This window comes from Sphingobium sp. B8D3A, assembly GCF_025961995.1.
Lineage (GTDB): Bacteria > Pseudomonadota > Alphaproteobacteria > Sphingomonadales > Sphingomonadaceae > Sphingobium.
Map to the genome: position 1 here is coordinate 693,289 of NZ_JAOQOS010000001.1, position 23,919 is coordinate 717,207.

The 23,919-nt window shown below is 66.4% G+C and carries 18 protein-coding genes; 12 read left to right on the forward strand and 6 right to left on the reverse strand.

Annotated features, from left to right (window positions below):
* Window positions 1-29 precede the first annotated feature (29 nt).
* On the reverse strand, window positions 30-2,615 hold the full coding sequence (gene mutS, locus M2342_RS03220) for a DNA mismatch repair protein MutS (protein WP_264579975.1): 2,586 nt from the start codon (window positions 2,613-2,615) through the stop codon (window positions 30-32).
* A gap of 197 nt (window positions 2,616-2,812) precedes the next feature.
* Between mutS and M2342_RS03225 the strand changes: the two genes are divergently transcribed.
* Window positions 2,813-5,074: an NADP-dependent malic enzyme gene (locus M2342_RS03225; protein ID WP_181560724.1), complete on the forward strand. Its 2,262-nt coding sequence runs from the start codon at window positions 2,813-2,815 to the stop codon at window positions 5,072-5,074.
* A gap of 59 nt (window positions 5,075-5,133) precedes the next feature.
* Here M2342_RS03225 and M2342_RS03230 read toward each other — a convergent pair whose 3' ends face one another.
* Together M2342_RS03230 and M2342_RS03235 are read right to left on the reverse strand one after the other, a co-directional pair.
* Window positions 5,134-5,901 (reverse strand): hypothetical protein, encoded by a 768-nt coding sequence (locus M2342_RS03230; RefSeq protein ID WP_264574243.1) that lies wholly within the window; start codon window positions 5,899-5,901, stop codon window positions 5,134-5,136.
* 112 nt (window positions 5,902-6,013) lie between these two features.
* A complete protein-coding gene (locus M2342_RS03235) occupies window positions 6,014-6,490 on the reverse strand; it encodes an outer membrane protein assembly factor BamE (protein WP_264571380.1) in 477 nt (158 codons plus the stop codon).
* A 178-nt stretch (window positions 6,491-6,668) separates the two neighbouring features.
* Between M2342_RS03235 and M2342_RS03240 the strand changes: the two genes are divergently transcribed.
* The 3 genes from M2342_RS03240 to M2342_RS03250 all read left to right on the forward strand — a co-directional run bounded on the left by M2342_RS03240 (window position 6,669) and on the right by M2342_RS03250 (window position 8,468).
* On the forward strand, window positions 6,669-7,184 hold the full coding sequence (locus M2342_RS03240; protein WP_264574244.1) for a ubiquinol-cytochrome C chaperone family protein: 516 nt from the start codon (window positions 6,669-6,671) through the stop codon (window positions 7,182-7,184).
* Between the two features lie 4 nt (window positions 7,185-7,188).
* Window positions 7,189-7,740, forward strand: coding sequence for a YceD family protein (locus M2342_RS03245; protein ID WP_264578011.1), 552 nt, complete (start codon window positions 7,189-7,191; stop codon window positions 7,738-7,740).
* Between the two features lie 143 nt (window positions 7,741-7,883).
* Window positions 7,884-8,468, forward strand: a complete 585-nt coding sequence (locus M2342_RS03250; RefSeq protein WP_264578012.1) for a hypothetical protein — start codon at window positions 7,884-7,886, stop codon at window positions 8,466-8,468.
* A 97-nt stretch (window positions 8,469-8,565) separates the two neighbouring features.
* Here the strand turns inward: M2342_RS03250 and M2342_RS03255 are convergent, their stop codons facing one another.
* Window positions 8,566-8,994 carry a GFA family protein gene (locus tag M2342_RS03255; protein ID WP_264578013.1) on the reverse strand — a complete coding sequence of 143 codons (429 nt, stop codon included), beginning with the start codon at window positions 8,992-8,994 and terminating at the stop codon, window positions 8,566-8,568.
* A 48-nt stretch (window positions 8,995-9,042) separates the two neighbouring features.
* Between M2342_RS03255 and dinB the strand changes: the two genes are divergently transcribed.
* On the forward strand, window positions 9,043-10,140 hold the full coding sequence (dinB, locus tag M2342_RS03260) for a DNA polymerase IV (protein WP_264578014.1): 1,098 nt from the start codon (window positions 9,043-9,045) through the stop codon (window positions 10,138-10,140).
* On the opposite strand, the gene M2342_RS03265 is transcribed toward dinB, so the two are convergent.
* Window positions 10,137-11,717 (reverse strand): SLC13 family permease, encoded by a 1,581-nt coding sequence (locus M2342_RS03265; RefSeq protein ID WP_264578015.1) that lies wholly within the window; start codon window positions 11,715-11,717, stop codon window positions 10,137-10,139. The genes dinB and M2342_RS03265 overlap by 4 nt on opposite strands.
* Before the next feature lie 121 nt (window positions 11,718-11,838).
* Complete coding sequence (locus tag M2342_RS03270; RefSeq protein WP_264578016.1) at window positions 11,839-12,447, reverse strand: flavodoxin family protein; 609 nt, start codon at window positions 12,445-12,447, stop codon at window positions 11,839-11,841.
* Between the two features lie 137 nt (window positions 12,448-12,584).
* Between M2342_RS03270 and M2342_RS03275 the strand changes: the two genes are divergently transcribed.
* From M2342_RS03275 to M2342_RS03305, 7 genes are all read left to right on the forward strand, one after another.
* On the forward strand, window positions 12,585-14,924 hold the full coding sequence (locus M2342_RS03275; RefSeq protein WP_264578017.1) for a prolyl oligopeptidase family serine peptidase: 2,340 nt from the start codon (window positions 12,585-12,587) through the stop codon (window positions 14,922-14,924).
* A 50-nt stretch (window positions 14,925-14,974) separates the two neighbouring features.
* Window positions 14,975-15,550: a hypothetical protein gene (locus M2342_RS03280; RefSeq protein WP_264578018.1), complete on the forward strand. Its 576-nt coding sequence runs from the start codon at window positions 14,975-14,977 to the stop codon at window positions 15,548-15,550.
* A gap of 53 nt (window positions 15,551-15,603) precedes the next feature.
* Window positions 15,604-17,184, forward strand: coding sequence for a glutamine-hydrolyzing GMP synthase (gene guaA / locus M2342_RS03285; protein ID WP_264571370.1), 1,581 nt, complete (start codon window positions 15,604-15,606; stop codon window positions 17,182-17,184).
* 365 nt (window positions 17,185-17,549) lie between these two features.
* The gene (locus tag M2342_RS03290; protein WP_264578019.1) at window positions 17,550-20,393 is read left to right on the forward strand and encodes a TonB-dependent receptor domain-containing protein; all 2,844 of its coding nucleotides are present in this window, start codon (window positions 17,550-17,552) and stop codon (window positions 20,391-20,393) included.
* 59 nt (window positions 20,394-20,452) lie between these two features.
* Window positions 20,453-22,054, forward strand: a complete 1,602-nt coding sequence (locus M2342_RS03295; protein ID WP_264578020.1) for a carboxylesterase/lipase family protein — start codon at window positions 20,453-20,455, stop codon at window positions 22,052-22,054.
* Window positions 22,047-23,741 carry a tannase/feruloyl esterase family alpha/beta hydrolase gene (locus M2342_RS03300; RefSeq protein WP_264578021.1) on the forward strand — a complete coding sequence of 565 codons (1,695 nt, stop codon included), beginning with the start codon at window positions 22,047-22,049 and terminating at the stop codon, window positions 23,739-23,741. Before M2342_RS03295 ends, M2342_RS03300 begins: the two co-directional genes overlap by 8 nt.
* A gap of 32 nt (window positions 23,742-23,773) precedes the next feature.
* The gene (locus M2342_RS03305) at window positions 23,774-23,896 is read left to right on the forward strand and encodes a hypothetical protein (RefSeq protein ID WP_264578022.1); all 123 of its coding nucleotides are present in this window, start codon (window positions 23,774-23,776) and stop codon (window positions 23,894-23,896) included.
* Window positions 23,897-23,919: the final 23 nt, after the last annotated feature.

Consider the following 23,919-nt stretch of genomic DNA (forward strand, 5'->3'; position numbering starts at 1 on the left):
ACCTCGGCATGGCGCGCAAATCGAGGGGCTCAGGCGGTGGGCGCGGTGGCGATCTGCTTGAGCTGGTAGATAAGGTCGAGCGCCTCGCGCGGACTGAGCGTGTCCGCGTCGATGGCGTCCAGCCGGTCGCGCAGCGGGTCGGTGGCGACCTCCGGTGCGGCGGAGAGCGTTGCGGCGAAGAGGGGCAAGTCATCGAGCCCCGCCGCGATGCCGCCGGTCTGCGCCTTGCCGGCTTCCAGCTTGCCGAGCACGGCCTTGGCGCGGGCCAGCACCGCGGCGGGCAAGCCTGCAAGCCGCGCCACCGCTATGCCGTAGCTGCGGTCGGCCGGGCCTTCGGACAGCTCGTGCAGCAGCACCAGATCGCCATTCCATTCCCGCGCGCGAACATGGTGGAGCGAGAGGGCGCCGAGGCGCTCGGCCAAGCGCGTCAATTCGTGATAATGGGTGGCGAACAGGCAGCGGCAGGCATTGCTGTCATGGATCGCTTCCACCACCGCCCAGGCGATGGCGAGGCCATCATAAGTCGACGTGCCGCGCCCCACTTCATCGAGGATCACGAAGCTGCGCTCGGTTGCCTGCGCAAGGATCGCGGCGGTCTCGATCATCTCGACCATGAAGGTCGAGCGCCCGCGGGCCAGATTGTCCGAGGCGCCGACGCGGCTGAACAGGCGGTCGACCAGCCCGAGCCGGGCGGCGCGGGCGGGCACGAAGCTGCCGGCCTGCGCGAGAATGACGATCAGCGCGTTCTGCCGCAGGAAGGTCGATTTACCGCCCATATTGGGGCCGGTCACCAGCCACAGCCGGTTGTCCGGCGTGAGCGTGCAGTCATTGGCGACGAAACTGGTGCCGTCCTTCGCCAGCGCGGCTTCCACCACCGGATGGCGTCCGCCCTCGATGGCGATGCAGGGCTCTTCGGCGAAGACCGGCCGGCTCCAGCCGCCTTCAACAGCGCGCTCGGCCAGAGCCGCCGCCACGTCGATGCGGGCGAGGGCATCCGCCGTGCGCGCGATGGCGGTGCGGCTGTCCATCACCAGCGTCACCAGTTCCTCGAAATGCGCCGCTTCGGCCGCCAGCGCATGGGCGCCGGCCTGCGTGACCCGGCTGGCCTGCTCGTGCAGGTCCACCGAGTTGAACCGCACGACTCCCGCCAGCGTCTGGCGATGGGTAAAGCCGCTGTCATTGGCCATCAGCTGGTCGGCGTGACGGGCAGGCACCTCGACATGATAGCCAAGCACGCCGTTGTGGCGGATCTTGAGCGCGGAGATGCCGGTCTGCTCGCGATAGCGCGCTTCGAGCGCGGCGATGGCGCGGCGACCGTCGCCGGCCATGCGGCGCAACTCGTCCAGTGCGGCATCATAGCCATCGGCGATATAGCCGCCATGCGCCGCTTCCGTCGGCGGGGCAGGCACGAGGGCGCGGGCCAGCTGATCGACGAGAGCGCCATGACCATCGAGCGATGGCAGCAGATCGTCGAGCAGGGGCGGTCGGTCGGGCAGCGCGCCCAGCCGCTCGCGCAGCGCACGGCCGCCGTCGAGGCCATCGCGCAATTGCCCCAGATCGCGCGGACTGCCCCGGCCGATGGCGACGCGGCCGAGCGCGCGGCTGAGGTCTGGCAAGGCGCGCAGGCGGGTGCGGACCAGCTCGCGCAGCGGCCCGTCATCGTGGAACCAGCGCACCAGATCGAGTCGCGCTTCCACCGTGGCGCGGTCCATCAAAGGCGCTGAGAGGTCCGCTGCGAGCAGGCGCGCGCCCGCGCCCGTCACGGTGCGGTCCACGGTGGCGAGCAGGCTGCCGGCGCGCTGACCGTTGGCGGTGGTGACGATCTCCAGGCTCTCGCGCGTCGCCGGGTCGATGGCGAGGTGATCCTGCGCGCCGGCCCGTATCGGCGCGGCGAGGAAAGGCATCCGCCCCTTGCCGACATGTTCGAGATAGCCCAGCAGGCCGCCCAGCGCGGAGAGCTCCGCGCGCGAGAAGCTGCCGAAGCTTTCCACCGTCTTCACGCCGAAATGCCGGCAGATGTCCGCTTCCGCCCGGGCGCTGTCGAAGCCGCGATTCTCGAAGGGGAGGGCGCCGGTCAGCCGATCGGTGAGACCCGGCCGCGCAATGACTTCGCTCGCGTTGATCCGCGCGAGTTCCGCCTCGATGCCGCCGGCATCCACAGCCACCACGTCCAGCCGGCCGGTGGAGATGTCGGCGGCGGCGACGGCATAATGGCCGGCGGCTTCCCCCACGGCCGCGAGCAGATTGGCGCGGCGGCTGTCCAGCAGCGCATCCTCGGTCAGCGTGCCGGCGGTGACGAAGCGCACGATGGCACGGCCGACCAGCGCTTTCGATCCGCGTGCCTTGGCCTGCTCGGGCGTCTCGGTCTGCTCGGCAATGGCAACGCGCAGCCCGGCCTTGATGAGTCGCGCCAGATAGCCCTCGGCGCTGTGTACCGGCACCCCGCACATGGGGATCGGCTCGCCCTCATGCTCGCCGCGCGTAGTGAGCGCGATGTCGAGCACGGCGGCCGCGGTCCTGGCGTCCTCGAAGAACAGCTCGAAGAAGTCGCCCATGCGGTAGAAGAGCAGGTCGCCCCCGGCTTCCGCCTTGAGCGCCAGATATTGCGCCATCATCGGCGTGGGGCCGCCGGGTGCGGCGCTGGCTTTGGAGGATTTGGCTGGCAGACTGGTCACGCGGTTGCGTTAGCAGGGGCTTTCGATCTCGAAAAGCCGGCGGTGGCGTTTCATCCACGGGGTTGTTCGTACCTCGCCTCTTGTGGAGCCGGGCGGAAAGTCGCTAGGGCGTTCCCAATTGCCGAGGAACCCTGCTGATGACCGATAAAGCCGCCATCGAATTCTCCGAGCGCGAGGCGCTGCTGTTCCATTCCTTCGGGCGGCCCGGCAAGATCGAGATCATCGCCTCCAAGCCGATGGCGACGCAGCGCGATCTGGCGCTTGCTTATTCGCCCGGCGTGGCCGTGCCCGTGCAGGCCATCGCTGATGATGCCGCCAAGGCCTATGACTATACCGCCAAGGGCAATCTGGTCGCGGTCATCTCCAACGGCACGGCGATTCTCGGCATGGGCAATCTCGGCGCGCTCGCCTCCAAGCCGGTGATGGAAGGCAAGGCCGTGCTGTTCAAGCGCTTCGCCGATGTCGACGCCATCGACCTGGAGCTGAACACCGAAGACCCGCAGGCCTTCATCGATGCGGTGGCGCTGCTCGAACCCAGCTTTGGCGGCATCAACCTTGAGGACATCAAGGCACCCGAGTGCTTCATGATCGAGGCAGCGCTCAAGGAGCGCATGAACATTCCGGTCATGCATGACGACCAGCATGGCACCGCGATCATTTGCGCCGCCGGCCTGATCAACGCCTGTTTCCTCACCGGGCGCGACATTCGCGAGACCAAGGTCGTCGTGAATGGTGCCGGCGCGGCGGCCATCGCCTGCACCGAACTGATCAAGGCGATGGGCGTGGCGCATGACAATGTGATCATGTGCGACCGCGAGGGCGTGATCTATCAGGGCCGCACCCATGGCATGGACCAGTTCAAGTCCGCCCATGCCGCCCGCACCGAGGCGCGGACCCTGCACGAGGCGCTGAAGGATGCCGATATCTTCCTCGGTCTTTCAGCCAAGGATGCGCTGAAGCCCGAATGGATCAACGAGATGAAGCCGCGGCCGATCCTCTTCGCCATGGCCAATCCCGATCCGGAGATCCTGCCGCCGGTGGCCAAGGCCGCGCGCCCGGATGCGATCATCGCCACGGGCCGCTCGGATTATCCCAATCAGGTCAACAATGTGCTGGGCTTCCCCTTCATCTTCCGGGGCGCGCTGGACGTGCGCGCGACGGCGATCAACGAGGCGATGAAGATCGCGGCGGCGCAGGCCATTGCCGAACTGGCCCGTCAGCAGGTGCCCGAGGAAGTCGCGCTGGCTTATGGCACCAAGCACAGCTTCGGCGCGGATTACATCATTCCCGCCCCCTTCGATCCGCGTCTGATGGAAGTGGTGCCGGCAGCGGTGGCGCAGGCGGCGATGGAGTCGGGCGTCGCCCAGCGGCCCATCGAGGATATGGACGCCTATCGCCAGTCCCTGCGGGCGCGGCTCAATCCCACCACCTCCGTTCTCACCCTCGCTTATGAGGGCGCCAAGGCCAGCCCCAAGCGCGTGGTCTTTGCCGAGGCGGAAGAGGAAGTCGTGCTGCGCGCCGCGATCCAGTTCCGCGATGGCGGCTATGGCACCCCGGTGCTGGTCGGCAGGCAGGATGTCTATGATCGCCTGCGCGATCTCGGCGTGCGCGATCCCGAGAGTTACGAGCTCTACAACAGCGTCAATTCGCCGCTCGTGCCGCGCATGGTCGACATGCTGTACGAGCGCCTGCAGCGCCGGGGCTATCTCCGCCGCGATTGCGAGCGCATGGTCAACCGGGACCGCAACATCTTCGGCGCGCTGCTGCTGCAGATGGGTGAGGCGGACGCGATGATCACCGGCGTCACCCGCACCTATGCGCAGACAATGCGCGAACTGCGCCGCGTGCTCGACCCCGCCGAGGACCGCACGCTGTTCGGCATGCACATCCTCGTCGGGCGTAGCCACACCGTGTTCATGGCGGATACCACTGTCAACGAGCGGCCGAATTCCGCCGAACTGGCGCATATCGCCATCGAATCCGCCGCGCTTGCCCGGCGTATGGGGCATGAGCCGCGCGTGGCTTTTCTCTCCTACTCCACCTTCGGCAATCCGCACGGCAACTGGCTCGATAATATTCGCGGCGCGGTCCAGATCCTCGACGGAATGGAGGTGGACTTCGAATATGAAGGCGAGATGGCGCCCGACGTGGCGCTCAACCGGCGCGTCATGGCGAATTATCCGTTCTGCCGCCTGTCCGGCCCAGCCAATGTGCTGATCATGCCCGGCCTGCAGTCGGCCAATCTCTCGGCCAAGCTGCTGCGGGAACTGGGCGGCGACTCGGTCATCGGGCCGGTGCTGCTCGGGCTGAACCAGCCGGTGCAGGTGGCGACGATGGCCTCGACCGCCTCGGAGCTGGTGACGCTGGCCGTTCTGGCTGCTGGCGGGATCGCACGCTGATCGTGATCGGGATCGGGTGAGCGCCGCCGGCTGAACCGCCGCGCAGCGCTCCCTTGGCCTTACAGGCAGCGCTGGAACGTCTGGGTGCGGCCCTTGATGGTGCCGTCGCGCAGCAGGATCGTGCCGTCCCGGCAGGATTTGCCATCTTGGGCCACGGCGTCGCCGACCACCACGATGCCGTGATAGGAGCCGGCCATCCAGTTCTGCGCATCGCCGCTCTTCAGCGCGAGGCCCACAGCGCGATCGACGGCCGGGATCAGCAGGAAGTTGCCGGACTGGACGATCGCCTCATCCGGGGTCGCGCTCGGGAGCGTCGGCGCCTCATCGGACTTGGGCGCAATCGCCTGGCCCTGCGCGATCGGCACGGTGGCCTGTTTCGCCGGTGCAAAAGCGGGGGCCGTCGCGCGCTTTTCAATCACGGCGGAGAGAAACGGCGCAGGACGGTCGGCGGGGATCAGGGTCGGCTGCTGGCCGGCGGGCGTCGCATCTTCGCTTTCGGTCGCGCGGGGCGCATGATCGATGATCGCTGCCGATACCGTCTCACCGCCCCAGATCGGCCCGCGTGCCGACCATAGCCAGCCGGCCAGGGCGATCACCAGCAATGAGATGCTGACCATGCCTGCCGCGATCAGGAGCTTTTGGGCAAGGCCGGGCCGGGCATCCACACCGCTTCGCGCGTGAAGCTGCTCGCTCGCGCGGTCGAAGCCGATCTCCAGCGACCCGATGGCGAATCGCCAGCGGCTCCGGCTGGCCTTGTAATGGCCGACTGTCTCAGTCCGTCGCGCGTAAGTCCGCTCGAGCGGCTGCAGATCGCCAATATGCTGCATGACCACGCTCCCGCTATAGGACGATTTGAAGCGATGGCGCGGTTAATGCAAGCTAAACCAGTCCGTCGGCGCGCGAACCGGCGCCGACTGATGGCAGGCCTGCAGCGCTGATTTACTGAGACGGACCTGCCGCTCCGGCCCCGCCAGCGCCAACCGCGCCGATATTGCCGAAGATTTCATCGAACAGGCTGCGCTTGCGGCCGAGCGTCGGCGTCGTGGCGCCGGTCGGCGAGATATTGGCGACCTGATCGAGCGTCGCGTTGCGATCGATCGTCGCGACATTGCCATTGGCATCGAACTGCACGGTCACCAACGTCTGCGCGGTCGGACGCGGGGAGGCGAACGCCAGCGCGCGGGTGTCGCGCGCCACATAATACCAGCGCTCCGGGCCGAACTGGGAGACGAAGGTCGGACGACCCAGCGCGCCTTCCACGGACGCCTTGTTGTCCACGCCCGGCAGCACCGAACTCACGATCAGATCGTCGATCATGAAGCCCTGATGCGCACGGATGCGCGTGCAGCCGCCCGCCAGCAGAAGGACGGCCGCTGCGCCCACGACCAGAAACGGCCGCCTCAAGCCACGCTGCATTCTCGTCTCCTGCCAATCATGCGGTCAAAAACCGGACATCCAATCAAAAAAGCGTCGCATCGCCTAACCCGCCCATTGCATTGCCAGCCGCCGCAATCAATATGCAAGTGCTGGCGCGGGCCAATGGTTGATCGGTCCCGTCCGCGCTTTCCTGTGCCGCCGCAAAGCTGAACCGAGCATGAGCCTCTTATCCACTCTGTTTTCCCGCAAGGATGATCGCGCTTACCTGCGCCCGCTCTACGATGCTGTCGTCGCGACGGCGCGGGAGCCGCATTGGTATATGGAAGGCGAGGTGGCGGACACGCTGGATGGCCGATTCGACATGGTGGCGCTGGTCCTCTCGCTGGTGCTGCTGCGACTCGAGGCGCTGGAGGCCACCAACGATTCGGCGCGGCTGACCGAGCTGTTCATCGACGATATGGATGGGCAGATCCGCCAGATCGGCTTTGGCGATGTGGTCGTGGGCAAGCAGATCGGCCGCATGGTCGGCGCGCTCGGTGGCCGGCTTGCCGCCTATCGCGCCAGCTTGCAGGGCGAGGCTTCGCTGAGCGAGGCGCTGATGCGCAACCTCTATCGCGGCGAGGCGCCGGCAGCGGATGCGCTGGCCTATGTCGAAGCACAGGTGCGTATGCTGGTGGCAACGATCGACGCATGCAGCCGCGACACGCTGCTGGCCGGCCAGTTGCGGGGGTGATGCCGTGAGCGAAGCGACATCAGGCGCCGCGCCGGAATTTTCCCGCATTCTGCGCCTCAACGAGCTTGGGGACGGGCGGCGGGACCGCACCGTCGAGGCCGACGCCGCCGAGCGGGCCGCGCTCGCGCGTCGCTTTGGCCTGCGCAGCCTCGATCGGCTGGAGGCGCAGGCGCATGTCGCGCCGGATGCCGGTGGCTGTCGAGTGACCGGGCGCGTGCGCGCGTCGCTGGTGCAGGCCTGCGTCGCGACCGACGAGGATGTTCCCGCAGAGCTCGACGTGCCGATGGACGTGCGATTCGTGCGCGGTCTCGACGAGAACGGCGAGAGCGACGCAGAAGAGATCGAACTGCGCGAGGAGGATTGCGATATCCTCCCGCTGGAGGACGAGCGAATCGACCTTGGCGAAACGGTCGCGCAGACGCTGTTCCTGAACCTCGATCCCTATCCCCGCGTGCCGGATGCCGACGCCAAGCTGCGCGCGCTGGGCGTGCTGAGCGAGGAAGACGCCGGCCCCTTCGCGGCGCTGAAGGGCTTGAAGCTCGGCGGTGGTGCCTAGGACGCGCAGAGAATATCGCCCGGAAGGATTGTCCGCTATTAAGCGGTCTAGAATACGCGACCAAGGGCTAAATGGGCGTGGTTAGCTGCCATTGCTTCAAGATACGAAGAGCGCAATAGTCTCCCTTGAGGGTGGGTGAGTGCATGGGAACCTATTGGCGATGGATACCCGCTGCATTGCTGGCGTGCGGTGTTGCACAGTCCGCTAATTCCCAGAAGACATCGCCGATCTCCGAACGGGTAGCGCGTTTGCCGGATACGGACTTTCGCGCTTGGTTCGGTAGCATGCTTACCTCAGAATATCTGAAGGGAGCAGATTGGGAAGCGTACTTTGGTGATGCGGGCCCAACACAAGGTTGCAGTGCACTTAGGGACATCAAAAACAAAATTGTACAAGATGATTTAGCTGCCTTTAAAGCCGCTTACGTTGAAGCGGTAGCGAATGGAATGTCCCCAGAAGTATTTTCAGATATTCCTGATGGCTATCTTGCCATTCAATTTTCCAGTCGGATGAGGCGATTCCAAAAAGATCTAAGAGAATTCTTTCGACCGCGTGTCCTCGAAATGGGTAAGGCTGGGCAACAGTGGATCAAGAGCCACGGATATCACGGACGCAAACTGGGCTACAATGGTGCTGGTATTCCGTATTGGCGGGGTCAAGCCGCCATGACGACCCTCGTCTGCCTTTTCCCCAATGACGTTGGTCTGCTGCGCGGATGGAACGACTAGCGTCCGTAATGTCGTCGTGTCCGGACAGGCGGCTTTTTGAAAAGAAAAGCGCGATAGCTGCCGTTCTACCACCTTGGAGTTCGTCCACGCCGCCGAGCTAGGCCCCGTCCGCCGGAATAAACCGCAACACACCCGCGATCCGTGACACGCCGGTGTCGGAAGGATGCGTCACCCCGTCATTCACGATCACCTCGGCGAAATCGAACGGGCTGATCCCCGCCAGGCAGGCGACATTGACGCCATATTCATGGGGGTTCGAGCGGCGCCGGTGATGGGTGTAGATGCCGCAGGTTCCGCAGAAATGGTGCTGCGCGGTCCCGCTGTTGAAGGTGTAGCAGCGCAGCGCCTCCTCGCCCGCCGTCACCTGCAGGTCTTCGATCCGGGCGGAGACCGCGATGGCGCCGCGCATCCGGCAATATGAGCAGGTGCAGCGGCGTGCCGAGCGCAGGCCGTCCTTCAGGCGCACATGAAAGCGCACCGTGCCGCAATGGCACGCGCCATCGATCTCAGTGACATTCAGGTCCATGCTTCGTTCCTCTTTCGTTCGCGCGGTTGCCATGGCATAACAGGGAGCATGGCGCAGACGCCCGAGCAGGATCGCAAGATCATCCATATCGATATGGACGCCTTTTACGCGTCGGTCGAGCAGCGCGACGATCCGGCGCTGCGCGGCTTGCCGGTGGCTGTCGGCGGCGGCGGGCCGCGCGGCGTGGTGGCAGCGGCGAGCTATGAGGCGCGCGTGTTCGGCGTGCGCTCGGCCATGCCGGGCGGCAAGGCGCGCCGGCTCTGCCCGGAGCTCATCTTCGTGCGGCCGCGCTTCGAGGCCTATCGCGCCGTCTCGCAGCAAATTCGTACGATCTTCGAGCGCTTTACCGACATCATCCAGCCGCTCTCGCTGGACGAGGCCTATCTTGATGTGACGCGCAACAAGCCCGGCGTTGCCTCGGCCACTTATGTCGCGCAGGAAATCCGGCGGATGATTCGCGAGGAGACGGGGCTGACCGCCTCGGCCGGCGTTTCGTGTAACAAGCTGATCGCCAAGCTCGCATCGGACCAGAACAAGCCCGATGGCTTGTGCGTCGTGCGGCCCGATGAGGCCGAGGCGTTCATGGCGGCGATGCCGGTGTCGCGCATCCATGGCGTCGGCCCGGTGACGGCGCGGCGCATGGCCGCGCTGGGCATTCATAGCGGCGCGGACCTCAAAGAGTGGCCGCTGCCGGCGCTGCAGCGCCATTTCGGCAAGGCGGCGGCCTTTTACTTCGGCGCGGCGCGCGGGCTGGACGAGCGCCCGGTGCGCGACCGGGAGTCGCGCAAGTCGATCAGCGTGGAAGATACCTTCGCCAGCGACATCGGCGCGGAAGGCCTGTTGCTGGCGGAGCTGGAGAAGATCGCCGCGCGCCTGTGGGGCCGGGTCACCACGAGCCGGGCCTTGGGGCGCACCGTCACGCTTAAGATCAAGCTGGGGGATTTTCGCATCGTCACCCGCTCCCGGTCGCTGCCCGCGCCGCCGGGAGATGCCGAGGATCTGTTCGCGATCGGCGCCGACCTGCTTCGCGCGCAACTGCCGCTGCCGGTCGGCGCGCGGTTGCTGGGGCTCGGGCTCTCAAACCTCATTGATCCCGAACGTGAAGAGCCGGACGAGACGCCCCAGCTCAGCCTCGCCTTCGGTTAGAAACGCAGGCCGAGCGCGACGCCGCCGAGCAGCCAGCAGAAGAAGGTGATCAGCACGATGCCGACGAGGTTCAGGATGAACCCGCCGCGGACCATCTGCCCCATGGTGACGGCCCCGGTGCCGAACACGATGGCATTGGGCGGGGTGCCGACCGGCAGCATGAAGGCGAGCGTGGCGGCGAAGGCTGCGGGGATGAGCAAGGTCATCTGATCGGCCCCGATGCCGAGCGCGACGGCGCCCAGCACGGGAATGAAGGTGGCGGCGGTGGCCGTGTTGCTGGTCACTTCGCTGAGGAAGACGATGAGGGTCACGACGGCGATGACGAGGAGCAGGATCGGCAGCGTACCAAGCCCGCTCACTTGCGCACCCAGCCAGCCATCGAGCCCGCTGGCGACAACCTCCCCCGCAAGGCTCAGGCCGCCGCCGAACAGCACCAGCACGCCCCAGGGCACGCCGCTTTCGGCATCCTTCCAGTCGAGCAGCATCTGCCCTCGGCCCTCGCCGGGCAGCAGGAACAGCGCCAGGCCGGCGGCAAGTGCAATGGCATTGTCATCGAGGCGCCCGAACCAGCCCAGATCGGCCTTGCTGCCCAGAATGGCGCCGACCACGCCGGGCACGACCCAGAAGAAGACCGCGCAACAGAAGACGAGGGTCACCAGCAGCTCGCTGCGGCTGAACCGGCCGAGGCCGGCCAGCTCCCGGTCAATGAGCGCGCGGCCGCCCGGCACCTCGCCGAAGGTGAACCGATAGAAGACCCGCGTCATCAGCAGCCACGCAATGAGAATGAAGCTGAAGGCAATCGGCACGCCGACCAGCATCCAGTTCAGGAAATCGACCTGCCGGCCCAGTTCCTTCTCGATATAGCCGGCCACGATGGCATTGGGCGGGCTGCCGAGCAGCGTGCCCACGCCGCCCATGCTGGATGACCAGGCAATGGCGAGCATCAGGCACGCGCCGAAATTGGCGAGCTCCCTGGGCGCCACGGCGGATGCGCCATCGCAGGCCAGCGCGCCGGTATCGTCGCGGCGATCACAGACCAGCGTGAGAACGGAGAAGGCAATCGGCAGCATCATGAGCGTCGCCGCCGTGTTGGAGACCCACATGGAGACAAAACCGGTAGTCAGCATCAGGCCCAGCACGATCTGGCGCGGGCTGGTGCCCACCTGGCGGAGCGTGAGCAACGCGACGCGGCGGTGGAGCTGCCATTTCTGCATGGCGATGGCGAGCAGAAAGCCGCCGAGGAACAGGAAGATGATCGGGCTGGCATAGGGCGCCGCAACCTGCGCCACGCTGCGGTCGCTCGCCATGGGGAAGAGCAGGATCGGCAGCAGCGCGGTAACGGCGATCGGCGCGGCTTCGGTGATCCACCAGAGCGCCATCAAGGTCGCGACGGCGGCGACCCCGCGGCCCTCCGGCGACAGACCCTGCGCATCGCCCAGCGCGAGCCAGACCAGCGCTGCGCCGGCCAGGCCGAGCGCGCGCAATGCCCAGATCTTGAGAGGCGAGCGCCCGGTCGTGGCGGGGTCGCCATCTCCCTGCTGTCCGGTTGGTTCACTCTCTTGCGATGATGTTGCCACCTTGCCCCCGCTCCCTGTCCCGCGCGAATGTGCGGCAGGAGCGGCGGCGTGGCAAGCCGCTCGCGGCTGGAATGCCGGCTGGGCTGGCGGCTGGCGTCCGGCCTGTCAGCCGGGGTCGTGGTCAGCCGGGGTAGGGGCTGTCCTTGAGGAGACCCGCGAGGTGCGCGGCATTGGATGCCACCATGCCGGCGGTCTTGCTCACCGGTTTGGGTGTCGACTTGAGGTCCTTGAAATCCGTGCTCCCCATCGCCTCGCCCACCCAATAGCAGGCGGCGACGGCGGGGATCGTCCAGCCGACATCGTTCATCGCCTGGAAGAGCTGCGCGCTGGAGAAATGGGCTCCATCCTCATTGCCGACAATGGCGGCGACGGCGACTTTGCCATAGCTCGGCATCCGGCCCGCATCGTCCGTTTCGCTCAGAAACGCGTCCATCCGCTCCAGCACGCGCTTGGCGATGCTGGAGATCTGACCCATCCAGATTGGCCCGCCGAAGATCAGGAGGTCGTGTGCCAGGATTTTCTCGCGCAGGGCCGGCCAGTCATCGCCCTTGCCTTCATCGGAGGTGACGCCGGGCAGGATGTTGAGCGCGGCGACGCGCACGGTTTCGCTCAGTGTCACATCATGTTCGGCGAAGGCGTCGGCCAGAACCGCGATCATCGCGTCCGTCGATGAGGGTTCGCTGGTATCGGCTTTCAGGGTGCAGTTGAGGGCGAGGGCCTTCAGGGTCATGCTGGTGCTCCGTGTCCGTCCCCCCCTCACACAACACCCCAGCCCCCAGAGAGTTCACCGCCCTGTGCTCCGCCATTGCACGCGGGCTGCCGCAGGGCTATCGCGCGCCGCAAGCCGTTTTCCCAAGGGCATTGAGGATGTTGGCCGTTTCCTTTCGCCTGCCTGTTGCCGCCCTGCTGCTGGCCTTCATGGCGCTGCCCGTGCAGGCGCAGCCGGGCGCTGCTGCGGCCGAGGACGCCGCCGTCGTCATCACGACGGACGCAGCCGCGGGTCGGGCCGTGGATTCCGCTGCCAAGCCGGGTGCGCTGCGGATCGGCCCGGCGCCCCGCCTGCCAGCGCTTAGCTACCCGCAGGCGCGCCGCCTCGACCTGACCGAGACGCATTTTGGCGTGCCCGTCGCCGATCCCTATCGCTGGCTGGAGGGCGACCCGCGCCACGATGCCGATGTGCAGGCGTGGATTGCGGCGGAGAATGAGACGACCTTCCGCTACCTCAAATCCTTGCCGGGCCGGGAGGCGTTGCGTGCCCGCATGGCGACGCTGCATGGCTTTGAGCGCTTCGGGAACCCGCGCAAGGCCGGCGAGCGCTATTTCTACACGCACAGCAAGGGCGAGAATTTCTCGCCCATCTATGTGCGCGAGGGCGTGAATGGGGCGGAGCGTCTGCTGATCGATCCCAACAGGCTCTCCACCGACGGCTCGGTTGCGCTCGCCGAGTGGCTGCCTTCGCGGGACGGGCGAGCGCTGCTGCTGGCGCTTCAGGAGCGGGGCAGCGACTGGCGGACCGTACGGGTACTGGATGTCGAGAGCGGCGCCCTGATGCCTGACCGGGTGGCCTGGGTGCGCTATTCGGCGCTGGCCTGGAATCACGAGGGCAGCGGCTTTTATTATGCGCGCTTTGCCGCGCCGACCGAGGGCGGGCGTGATCCCTCGTTCGAGAACCAGCAGGTCTGGTTCCACGCGTTGGGCACAGAGCAGGCGCAGGACCGGCTGGTCTATGCCACGCCGGATCGGCCCCGGCTGCTTCACCGCGCCGAGGTGACGGCGGACGGTCGCTGGCTGCTGATCAGCTCGAAAATGGGCACCGAGCAGACCGCCGAACTGGTGCTGATTCCGCTGACCGTGCCGGACGCCCGGCCCGTGACGCTGGTGCGGGGACTGCGCAATGCGTGGCAGATGATCGGCCAGCTTGGCGATCGGCTCTATTTCCGCACGGATGCAAAGGCGCCCAACGGACGGATCGTGACTATCGACGCCAGCCACCCGCGCCGTCGCCCGGTCGAGGTCGTCGCGGAGCGGCCGCAGACGCTGGCCGGTGGCTCGATGATCGGGGGCCGGCTCGTGCTCGCCTACATCGTGGATGGGCGGATCGTCGCGGAAATCACGGATCTCGCCGGCAAGCGTCAGGGCGATGTGCCGCTGCCCGGGCTGGGCGCAGCCGCAGGCTTCAGCGGCCGGCCCGGCGATCCGGAGACCTTCTACGCCTTCTCCAGCTTCACCCAGCCGCCGACGATCTACCGCTTCAATGTCGAGACAGGCGAAACCAGCATCTTCGCGCGCTCCGCGCTCGGTTTCGATCCGGCGGATTATGTGACGGAGCAGGTCTTCTACCCCGCGCGCGATGGCATAGCGGTGCCGATGTTCATCGTGCGGCGGCGCGATCTCGCCCGCGCGGGCATGCCGGCACCGACCCTGCTCTATGGCTATGGTGGCTTCAACGTCGCGCAGACGCCCAGCTTCTCGCCCACCCGCTTTGCCTGGGTCGAGCAGGGCGGCGTGCTCGCCATTGCCGGCGTGCGGGGCGGCGGGGAGTTTGGCAAGGCCTGGTACGACGCCGGGCGGGGCGCCAACAAGCAGACGACCTTCGATGATTTCATCGCGGCGGCCGAATATCTCAAAGGCCAGGGCTATACCGGCGCCAACCAGCTGGCCATTGAGGGACGCTCCAATGGCGGCCTGCTGGTGGGGGCCGTGGTGAATCAGCGGCCCGACCTGTTCGCCGCCGCTCTGCCCGGTGTCGGCGTGATGGACATGCTGCGGTTCGACCAGTTCACGGCCGGCGCCTTCTGGGTGGACGATTATGGCCGGCCCGACCGGGAGGCGGATTTCCGCACGCTGCTGGCTTATTCGCCCTATCACAATATCCGCAGTGAGGCGGACTATCCCGCCATTCTCGTGACCACGGCGGATAGCGACGACCGCGTGGTGCCCGGCCACAGCTTCAAATATGCCGCAGCCCTGCAGGCGGCGCCGCTCGGCGGAAGGCCAAGGCTGATTCGCGTGGATACCGGCACAGGCCACGGCATCAATCGCCCGACCGACAAAATCGTCGACGAATATGCGGATATGTACAGCTTTGCGGCCTATTGGACCGGCCTGACGCTACGGCAGCGGTCTGACCGCCCCAGCGAACCAACAGATGGCGCCAGTGCAGGCTCGGCCGCTATTCAGCCCGCGCTCATCGGCCCGGTGCGATAACGCTCTGGCCGGCGATGCTGTTGCCGGTGTTGCCAGGAAGCGATCCGCCGATGAACGTTCACTCCAAACTTGCCTTGGCCGCTGCGGCCGGGGCGATGGTCATGGGCTCTGCGACGCCCGCCTCTGCGCGCGGCTATGATGGCCGCTGGGATCGGTATCCGCGCCATCATCGCGGTCATGACAATAGCGGCGCCGTCATCGGCGCGATCATCGGCGTCGGGCTGATCGCAGCGATCGCGACGGCGGCTGCCAGGCAGCGCGATGCGGACCGCTATCCCACGCGCCGGCCGGGCGATCGCGGCTATGACCCGCGCTATGATGATCGCGCCGGCGACTATCGCAATGACCGCTATGACGACGGCTATGATGGGCGCCCCGCGGGTCAGGCGCTGGACGATGAAGACGCGGCGGTCGACGCCTGCGCCATCGCGGCGCGCGATCAGGCCTCGCGCGATGGCAATTATGCCGAGGTGCGGGACATCACCGGCGCGCGGCCGTTCGGTTCCGGCTGGGATGTGACCGGCACGCTGAGCATGCGGTCGAACTTCAGGGCCGGCGAAGGCCGCCTGCGCAGTTTCCGCTGCATCTGGGACGATGGCCGGGTGGACGGCGTCACCTTCGGCTGACGAGGCTTGCGGACAGGCTGGACAGGCCAGCCTGCCCGTCTTATCCGCTGCCCATGTCAGCACATTCCTCAGCTCACCCCGATTCCATCCTCATCGTCGACTTCGGCAGCCAGGTGACGCAGCTCATTGCGCGTCGTGTGCGCGAAGCCGGGGTCTATTCCGAGATCGCCCCGTTTACGCAGGCGCTGGCCGCCTTCCAGCGGATGAAGCCGCGCGGCATCATTCTCTCCGGTTCGCCCGCCAGTGTGTGCGACGAGGGCAGCCCGCGCGCGCCACAAGAGCTGTTCGAGAGCGGCCTGCCGATCCTCGGCATCTGCTATGGCCAGCAAGTGATGAGCCACCAGCTCGGCGGTGAAGTGCGGCCCGGCCATGAGACGGGGGAGGGTGGCGAGTTCGGCCGTGCCTTCCTCACCGTCACCGAGCCCTGCGTGCTGTTCGACGGGCTGTGGGAGACGGGCGAGCGCCATCAGGTGTGGATGAGCCATGGCGACAAGGTAACCAAGTTCGCGCCCGGCTTCCGCATCGTGGCGACATCGGACGGCGCCCCCTTCGCGCTCATCGCCAATGACGAGAAGCGCTATTATGGCACCCAGTTCCACCCCGAGGTGGTGCATACGCCCGACGGCGGCAAGCTGATCGCCAATTTCGTGCGCCATGTCTGCGGCTGTGCCGGCGACTGGACGATGGCGGAATTCCGCGCGACCAAGATCAAGGAAATCCGCGAGCAGGTCGGCTCGGGTCGGGTGATCTGCGGCCTGTCCGGCGGCGTGGATTCAGCGGTTGCCGCGGTGCTGATCCATGAGGCGATCGGCGAGCAGCTGACCTGCGTATTCGTCGATCACGGCCTGATGCGCCACGCCGAGGCCGAGCAGGTCGTCAGCCTATTCCGGGGGCATTACAACATCCCGCTGGTGCATGTGGATGCGAGCGAGACCTTCCTCGGCGGCCTCGCCGGCGTCACCGACCCGGAGGCCAAGCGCAAGTTCATCGGTAAGGCCTTCATCGACCTGTTCGAGGAGGAAGCCCGCAAGATCGGCGGCGCGGATTTCCTGGCGCAGGGCACGCTCTACCCGGACGTGATCGAGAGCGTCTCGTTCACCGGCGGGCCGAGCGTGACGATCAAGAGCCACCACAATGTCGGCGGCCTGCCTGAGCGCATGAACATGAAGCTGGTCGAGCCGCTGCGCGAACTCTTCAAGGACGAGGTGCGCGATCTGGGCCGCGAGCTGGGGCTGCCGGACATCTTCGTCGGTCGCCATCCCTTCCCCGGCCCGGGTCTCGCAATCCGCATCCCCGGCGAGGTGACCAAGGAGCGCTGCGACGTGCTGCGCAAGGCGGACGCCATCTACCTCGAGGAAATCCGCAACGCCGGGCTGTATGACGCGATCTGGCAGGCCTTCGCGGTGCTGCTGCCGGTGCGCAGCGTCGGCGTGATGGGCGACGGGCGAACCTATGACAATGTGCTGGCCCTGCGCGCGGTGACCTCCACCGACGGCATGACGGCCGACATCTACCCGTTCGACGCCGCCTTCCTCAGCCGCGTGGCGACGCGGATCATCAACGAGGTGCAGGGTATCAACCGGGTGGTGTACGACTATACCAGCAAGCCGCCGGGCACGATCGAGTGGGAATGAGATCGGCATAAGCTACGCACGGGTATCTTGCTAAACTCCCGGAGGCCGCGAGCCTCCGGGTCGGCTTTTGTTTACGCGCGAATTGGCGATCCCGGCCGCTCGGCGGTAATCGTGACAGCTTGACGCCGTCCCGCCTCCAATTACGCCGACAAATAATAGCCGATGACCGAAAATTCCGGCTCGGAAAATGGGCGTGATTTCAACGGAAAGCACGAAAATCTGCCGCCAACGCACGCGCTATTTGTTGAAGTTTCTACATCATATATTGACATCTCAACAACATTTGACAGATAATGGTCTGCAATCGATTGAATCGAGCATGCTCGCCAGGGAGGCGGGCGCTATTGTCCGAAAGAGGGGATGTTATGAACGAGCGAGTCTCAGCCAAAACGCGCGGATTGCGCGATTCTCTGCTGATCACGGCAGCAATCTGTGCGGTGGCGGCAAGCGTGCCGGCGATGGCGCAGGACGCGCCCCAGGCCGATGAGGCCGAAAGCATCGTGGTTACCGGCACGCGCCTAAGCGCCACCGGCTTTACCGCGCCGACGCCGGTCACGGTGATGGATGCGGACCGGATCGCAAAGATCGCGTCGCCCACCGTCGGTGAGGCGCTGGCCCAGCTGCCGTCCTTCCGGCCGTCCAGCACGCCGAACACGCAGAACATCTTCCCGGCCAATGCCGGCGCCCGCATCTCGGATCTGCGCGGTCTCGGTGCCTCGCGCACGCTGGTGCTGCTCGATGGCCGGCGCTTCACGCCCAGCACCTCGACCGGCAGCATCGACCTCAACATGATGCCGACCCTGCTGATCCGCAGCACGGAAATCGTCACCGGCGGCGCGTCGGCTGCTTATGGTTCGGACGCTGTCTCGGGCGTGATCAACCTGCGTCTCGACACGCGTCTCGATGGGCTCAAGGCGACGGCCGGCTACGGCGTGACCGATCGCGGCGATGGCGACCAGTATTTCTGGCAGATCGGCGCGGGCAAGCGCTTCGCCGATGATCGCGGCCGCTTCATCTTCGGCGCCGAGTATAACAAGGACGAAGGCACCGGTGGCTGCTACACCCGCGATTTCTGCGGCAATGAAGTCGGCGACCTGACCAACGTGCCGGGCCTCGGCGGTCGTCCCGCTCACAACATCATCACCGGCATGCGCACCGCGACGCTGACCCCGGGCGGCCTTATCACCGCGACCATCAACGGCGCAGGCACGTCCACGCCGGCGCGCGGCGGCGTGCTGGACGGCATTCAGTTCGGCCCCAATGGCTCGCCCACGCAGTTCGTCTACGGCCAGAACGCCAGCGGTCTCTTCCAGCAGGGCGGCTCGGGCGAAGGCCTCAACGCCTTCTTCGACGATCCGCTCCTCTCCATCCCGGTGACGCGCTACAACACCTTCGCGCATCTGGAATATGAGTTCTCGCCAGCCTTCACCGCCTTCCTCGAAGGCAGCTACGGCCATGTCGATGGTTTCACGCGGGGCCCGGAAATTCGCGCGGCGTCCAACATTGCCGTCGACAATCCCTTCCTGCCCGCCTCCATCCGCACCACGATGCAGAACAACGGCATCGCCGCGATCAGCGTTGGTAAGCTCGGCGTCGATTTCGGCCGCATGGACAGCACGTCGATCCGCGACACCTATCGCATCGTCGGCGGCGCACAGGGCGATCTGGGCGGGGGCTGGTCGTGGGATGCCCACGCGCAATATGGTGAGACGGCTTACAAGCAGAACACCATCAACAATCGCATCAACGCGCGCTACGCCAATGCCGTCGACGCGGTAGCCGGCCCCAATGGCCCGATCTGCCGTATCAATGCGGACAGCAACCCGAACAATAACGATCCGTCGTGCGTCGCGCTCAACATCCTGGGTCAGGGCCAATATTCGCAGGCCGCGAAGAACTACGCCTTCGGCACCACCTGGCAGGACAACAAGTACACCCAGCTCGCTGGTGCTGTGAACATCAACGGCACGCCGTTTGAGACCTGGGCCGGCCCGGTCGCCTTCGCGGTCGGTGTGGAAGGGCGTCGCAACACGCTCGACATCCGGGTCGATCCGATTTCGGCCGCCAACGGCTTCTACGTGTTCAACCAGACGCCGTCGGCCGGTAACACCAGCGTCGTCGAAGGCTATGTCGAGCTGGGCGTGCCCCTGCTGCGCGAGAGCGCTGTCGGTTCGCTCGACCTGAACGGTGCCATCCGCCAGGCTCATTACAAGAATGAAGGCGCCGCGGGCAGCAACACGTTCAACGCCACCACGTGGAAGGTCGGCGCGACCTACAAGCCGGTCAACTGGGCGATGCTGCGGACGACCTACTCGCGCGACTTCCGTGCGCCCAACACGTCCGAGCTGTTCACGACGCCCGTCAGCGGGGTCGGCGTGTTCTATGATACGGTCAAGGGCGCCGAGAAGTTCATGAACGTGCTTACCGGCGGCAATGTCCGGCTGCGTCCGGAAACGGCCAACACGTTCACCGCTGGCTTTACCCTGCAGCCGCAGGGCGCATTGCAGGGCCTGCGCTTCTCCGCGGACTATTATAACATCCGCATCAACGACGCGATTGCTACGCTGTCGGCGCAGGTCATCCTCAACACCTGCAACACGACCGGTGCTGCCGATGTCTGCTCGCTGGTCCAGCGCGACGCCAACAACTTCGTGGACACGATTTCGGTTCTCTTCCTGAACCTCAATCGTCAGCAGCTGCGCGGCGTCGACTTCGAGGCTGGGTACAACCTGCCGTTCGGCGGTGAGCGTTCGGTCGATTTCCGGCTGCTCGCCACCCACACGATCGACTTCACCAACAGCGCCCTGCCGGGCATCGATCGCGCCGGGGACAACAGCGCGTCCGGTATCCCATCCTGGATCCTTGATGGCATGGTGAGCCTCGATATGGGTCGCCTGGGTGTGAACCTGCAGGGCCGCTATCTCTCGAGCGGTAAATATGATGCGACGCTGATCGGCCCGGAAGATGCCGGTTACAGCATCACCCTGCCCAACAGCATCAACACCAACCGCGTGCCGTCGCGCTTCTACACGAACGTCGGCGTGACGTTCGATCTGATGAGCGAAGGCAGCAAGAAGGTTGAGCTGTTCGCCAACGTCTACAACCTGTTCGACGTGATGCCGCCGCCCTACTGGAACGGCAACAACAACGCCGTCTACTACGACAATGTCGGGCGTCGTTACCGCATGGGCGCACGGGTCGTCTTCTGATCAAAATCCTGAAAGCCCCGACCTCGGCCGGGGCTTTCGCTTTTTATGGAGAGGGCGCAATGCGCGAGGATGCTTTTCCGGCCAAAGGCATCAGCCGCCGGGCTTTTTCGATAAGCTGTGCGGCGGGGCTGGGCGGACTGCTTGCCCGTCCCGCACTGGCCGCAGCGGCACCGATCGCAACGACCACGCACGGGCAGGTTCGTGGGCGGTGCGAATATGGCGTCAATGTCTTCCGCGGCATTCCCTATGGCGCCTCGACGGCGGGCCGCAATCGCTTTGCTGCCCCACAGCCGCCCCAGGCTTGGAGCCGCGTGCGCGATGCGCTCGACTATGGCCTGCGCAGCCCGCAATTGCCCGATGGGCCGGACGGGCCGGGCTTCTCCTCCTGGCGTGAGCCCAAGGCCTCGGGCGAGGACTGCCTCGCGCTCAATGTCTGGACCCCCGGCCTTGCCGACGGGAAGAAGCGCCCGGTGATGGTTTGGTTGCACGGTGGCGGCCTGGCGGTCGGCTCGGGGGCGACGCCGGTTACCGACGGGCGTAATCTGGCGGCGCGGCAGGATGTCGTCGTCGTGGCCGTCAATCACCGGCTCAACCTGTTTGGCTATCTCTATTTCGGCGATCTCACCCGCGATCGCAGCGTCGCCGCCAATCCGGGGCAGCTCGATATGGTCGCCGCCCTGCAGTGGGTGCGCGACAATATCGCCGCGTTCGGTGGCGATCCGCAGAATGTGACGATCTTCGGCCACTCCGGCGGCGGCCTGAAGGTTGCGGGGCTGATGGCTATGCCGGCGGCCAAGGGGCTGTTCCATCGCGCGATCCTGCAGAGCGGCTTTGGCACTACCACTGTCGCGCGCGACGAGGCGGAGCGCATCACTGCCTCCCTGTGCAAGGCCGTGGGCGTGCGGGCCGGGGACGTGGAGGCATTACGCGCCATCCCCATCGAGCGCCTGCTGGCCGGCCTGCAGGAGATCACCGGCGGCAATCCCGTGCGCGGGCCGGGGCTGGTCGCCGATGGCACCGTCGTGGCGCGGACACCGTTCGCGCCCGATCTTCCGGCGGTCTCGCCCGACATTCCGGTGATGGTCGGCCATACCAGTGCGGAGACCACCGTGCTGTTTCCGCCGCCCGGCGCATTCGATCTCGACTGGACGAGCCTGCCGGGGGCGCTGGAGGGCCGCGTGGCATCGCCGGCGCCTTTGATCGAGGGGTTCCGCAAGCTGCACCCCAAGGCCACGGCGAGCGACATCTTCTTCGCCATCACGACGGAGGCCGGCATGGGCCGCAATGCCCGCATCGTCGCGGAAACCCGCGCGGCGGGCGCGACGAAGCCGGCCTATGCCTATCTCGTCAACTGGCAGTCCCCTGCGCAGGGCGGGCGGATGCGCAGTCCGCACGGCATCGAGGTGCCGATGGTGTTCGATATGGTGACGGAAAGCTATGGCAGCGTCGGCGAGCGCATGGCCAATGCCCAGCATCTGGCCGACGGCATGAGCCGCTATTGGGCCAATTTCGCGCGGACCGGCGATCCGAATGGCGATTGCCTGCCGCTCTGGCCGGCCTATGGACAGGACCAGCGGATGACGATGGTGTTCGACACTGAGTACGCAGCCACGGCCGATCCGCTCGGTGCCGAGCAGGCGATGATTGCCCGCTATGCCTGAGGCCTTCCCCATCCCGGCTGTAACGTCCGCTCGGTCTGCCACGCAGGCCGTGCTTGCTGTCCTCCTGCTCGTGCTGGTGGCCCTTGTCGGCGCGCCACATGCCATGGCCGCACCGAAGAGCGAGGCCACGCCGTTCACGCTCCCGGCTCGCCCGGCCAGTGCGCCGCAAATGCCCTGCAGCGACCTCGTCAAGCCGGTTTCCCAGCAAGCGGAGGACATCGTCTATCGCGTGCGCTCGGCAACGGTGGAAGGCGCCAGCGCGGCGACACCGGGCGTCTGCCTCGTCAAGGCCTATACGGCGCCGCAGACCGAGTTTGAGCTGAGACTGCCGATGGCCGGCTATGCCGGGCGGTTTCTGCAAGGGGGTTGCGGGGGCATGTGCGGAGTGATCGGCCGCGAGGTGACGCCGCTCTGCAGCAATGCGCATATCGCCGATGGTAGCTTTGCCGTGGCCTTCAACAATGGCGGCCATCACAGTGCCGGCATCGGCGATGGCACATGGGCCGTCGGCGCGCCGGAACTGCGCGAGCAGTTCGCGCACAAGGCCGCTCACGCCGTTGCCGTCGCCTCCAAGGCGATCGTTGCGCAATTTTACGGTGCGCCGCCGGCTTACAGCTATTTCGTCGGCTGCTCGGGCGGCGGGCGGGAAGCCTTGATGGAGGTCCAGCGTTATCCGGACGATTTCGATGGCGTCGTGGCCGGCTCCTCCGTCGCCATGCCGGCGGCGATGCAGCTCTTCCTGTGGGAAGCGCAGCAGGGGCTTTACCCCGATGGGCGCGAGATTTTCACGCCGCAGGCCGTCGAACTGCTGCACGCCGCCGTCATCAAGGCCTGCGACGGGCTGGATGGCATCACCGACGGCCAGATCGACGATCCGCGCCGCTGCCGATACGATCCGGCAAAGCTCGCCTGCCGTCCGGGTGCGGGGGGGCAGGCCAACTGCCTCAATGGCGATCAGGTCGTGGCGGCCCGCGCTTATTATCGCGGCCCGACCGATGCCGATGGCCAGTCCCTCTTCCCCGGTGGCGCGCCTTATGGCGCCGAACTGGGCTGGGTTGGCCACGGCGCGCCGACACAGACGGGCAAGTTCGCGGCACAATCCTTCCTGCAATATCTGCTGCTGCAAGGGGAACTCCCGGCCGACTTCACCTGGCGCGACTGGACCTTCTCCCGGGAAAGCCTGCAGCGGCTGCTCAAGGGGGGCGAACTCTACGATGCCGGCAACCCGGACCTTTCGGCCTTCCGCGATGCGGGCGGCAAGCTGCTGATGTGGCAGGGCGTGGCGGACAATGCCGCCGGCGCCTATGGCATGCTCGACTATTATCAGGCCGTGCGCGACCATGCCGGCGGGCTGGACGCGGCCCGCGCCTTTGCCCGCATGTTCCTCGTGCCCGGCGGCTATCACTGCGCGGGCGGCTATATCCCCTATGATCAGGATTTCCTCGGGGCCGTGGTGCTGTGGGTGGAAGAAGGCAAGGCGCCGGACGCCGTGGTCGCCAGCGCGCGCCTCGACACGGGCGTAGTGCGCCACCGGCCGCTTTATGCCTATCCCATGCTCACCCGTTACCGGGGCGGCGACGTGAATGCCGCGACGTCCTTCGAGCCGGTCGCGCCTAAGACGGAGCCGCAAGACGGCTTCGACTGGCCTGGCTCCCACGCCAAGGCGCGCCCGCTGACGGGGCGTTGATCCGCGCTCTCCTGACCGGCGCGGGGCGGGCCATGAGCGTCTCCCGCCCCGACGAACGTCTGCTGCTGATTGGCGATGCACTGCTGTGCCCATGGAGTGAGCGCAAACGAGCCGCAGCGCCGGCGCAGATCGGGGAGGCAGCCGCGCTGGATTGATCCGGCAGCGGTTCACCCGCTCC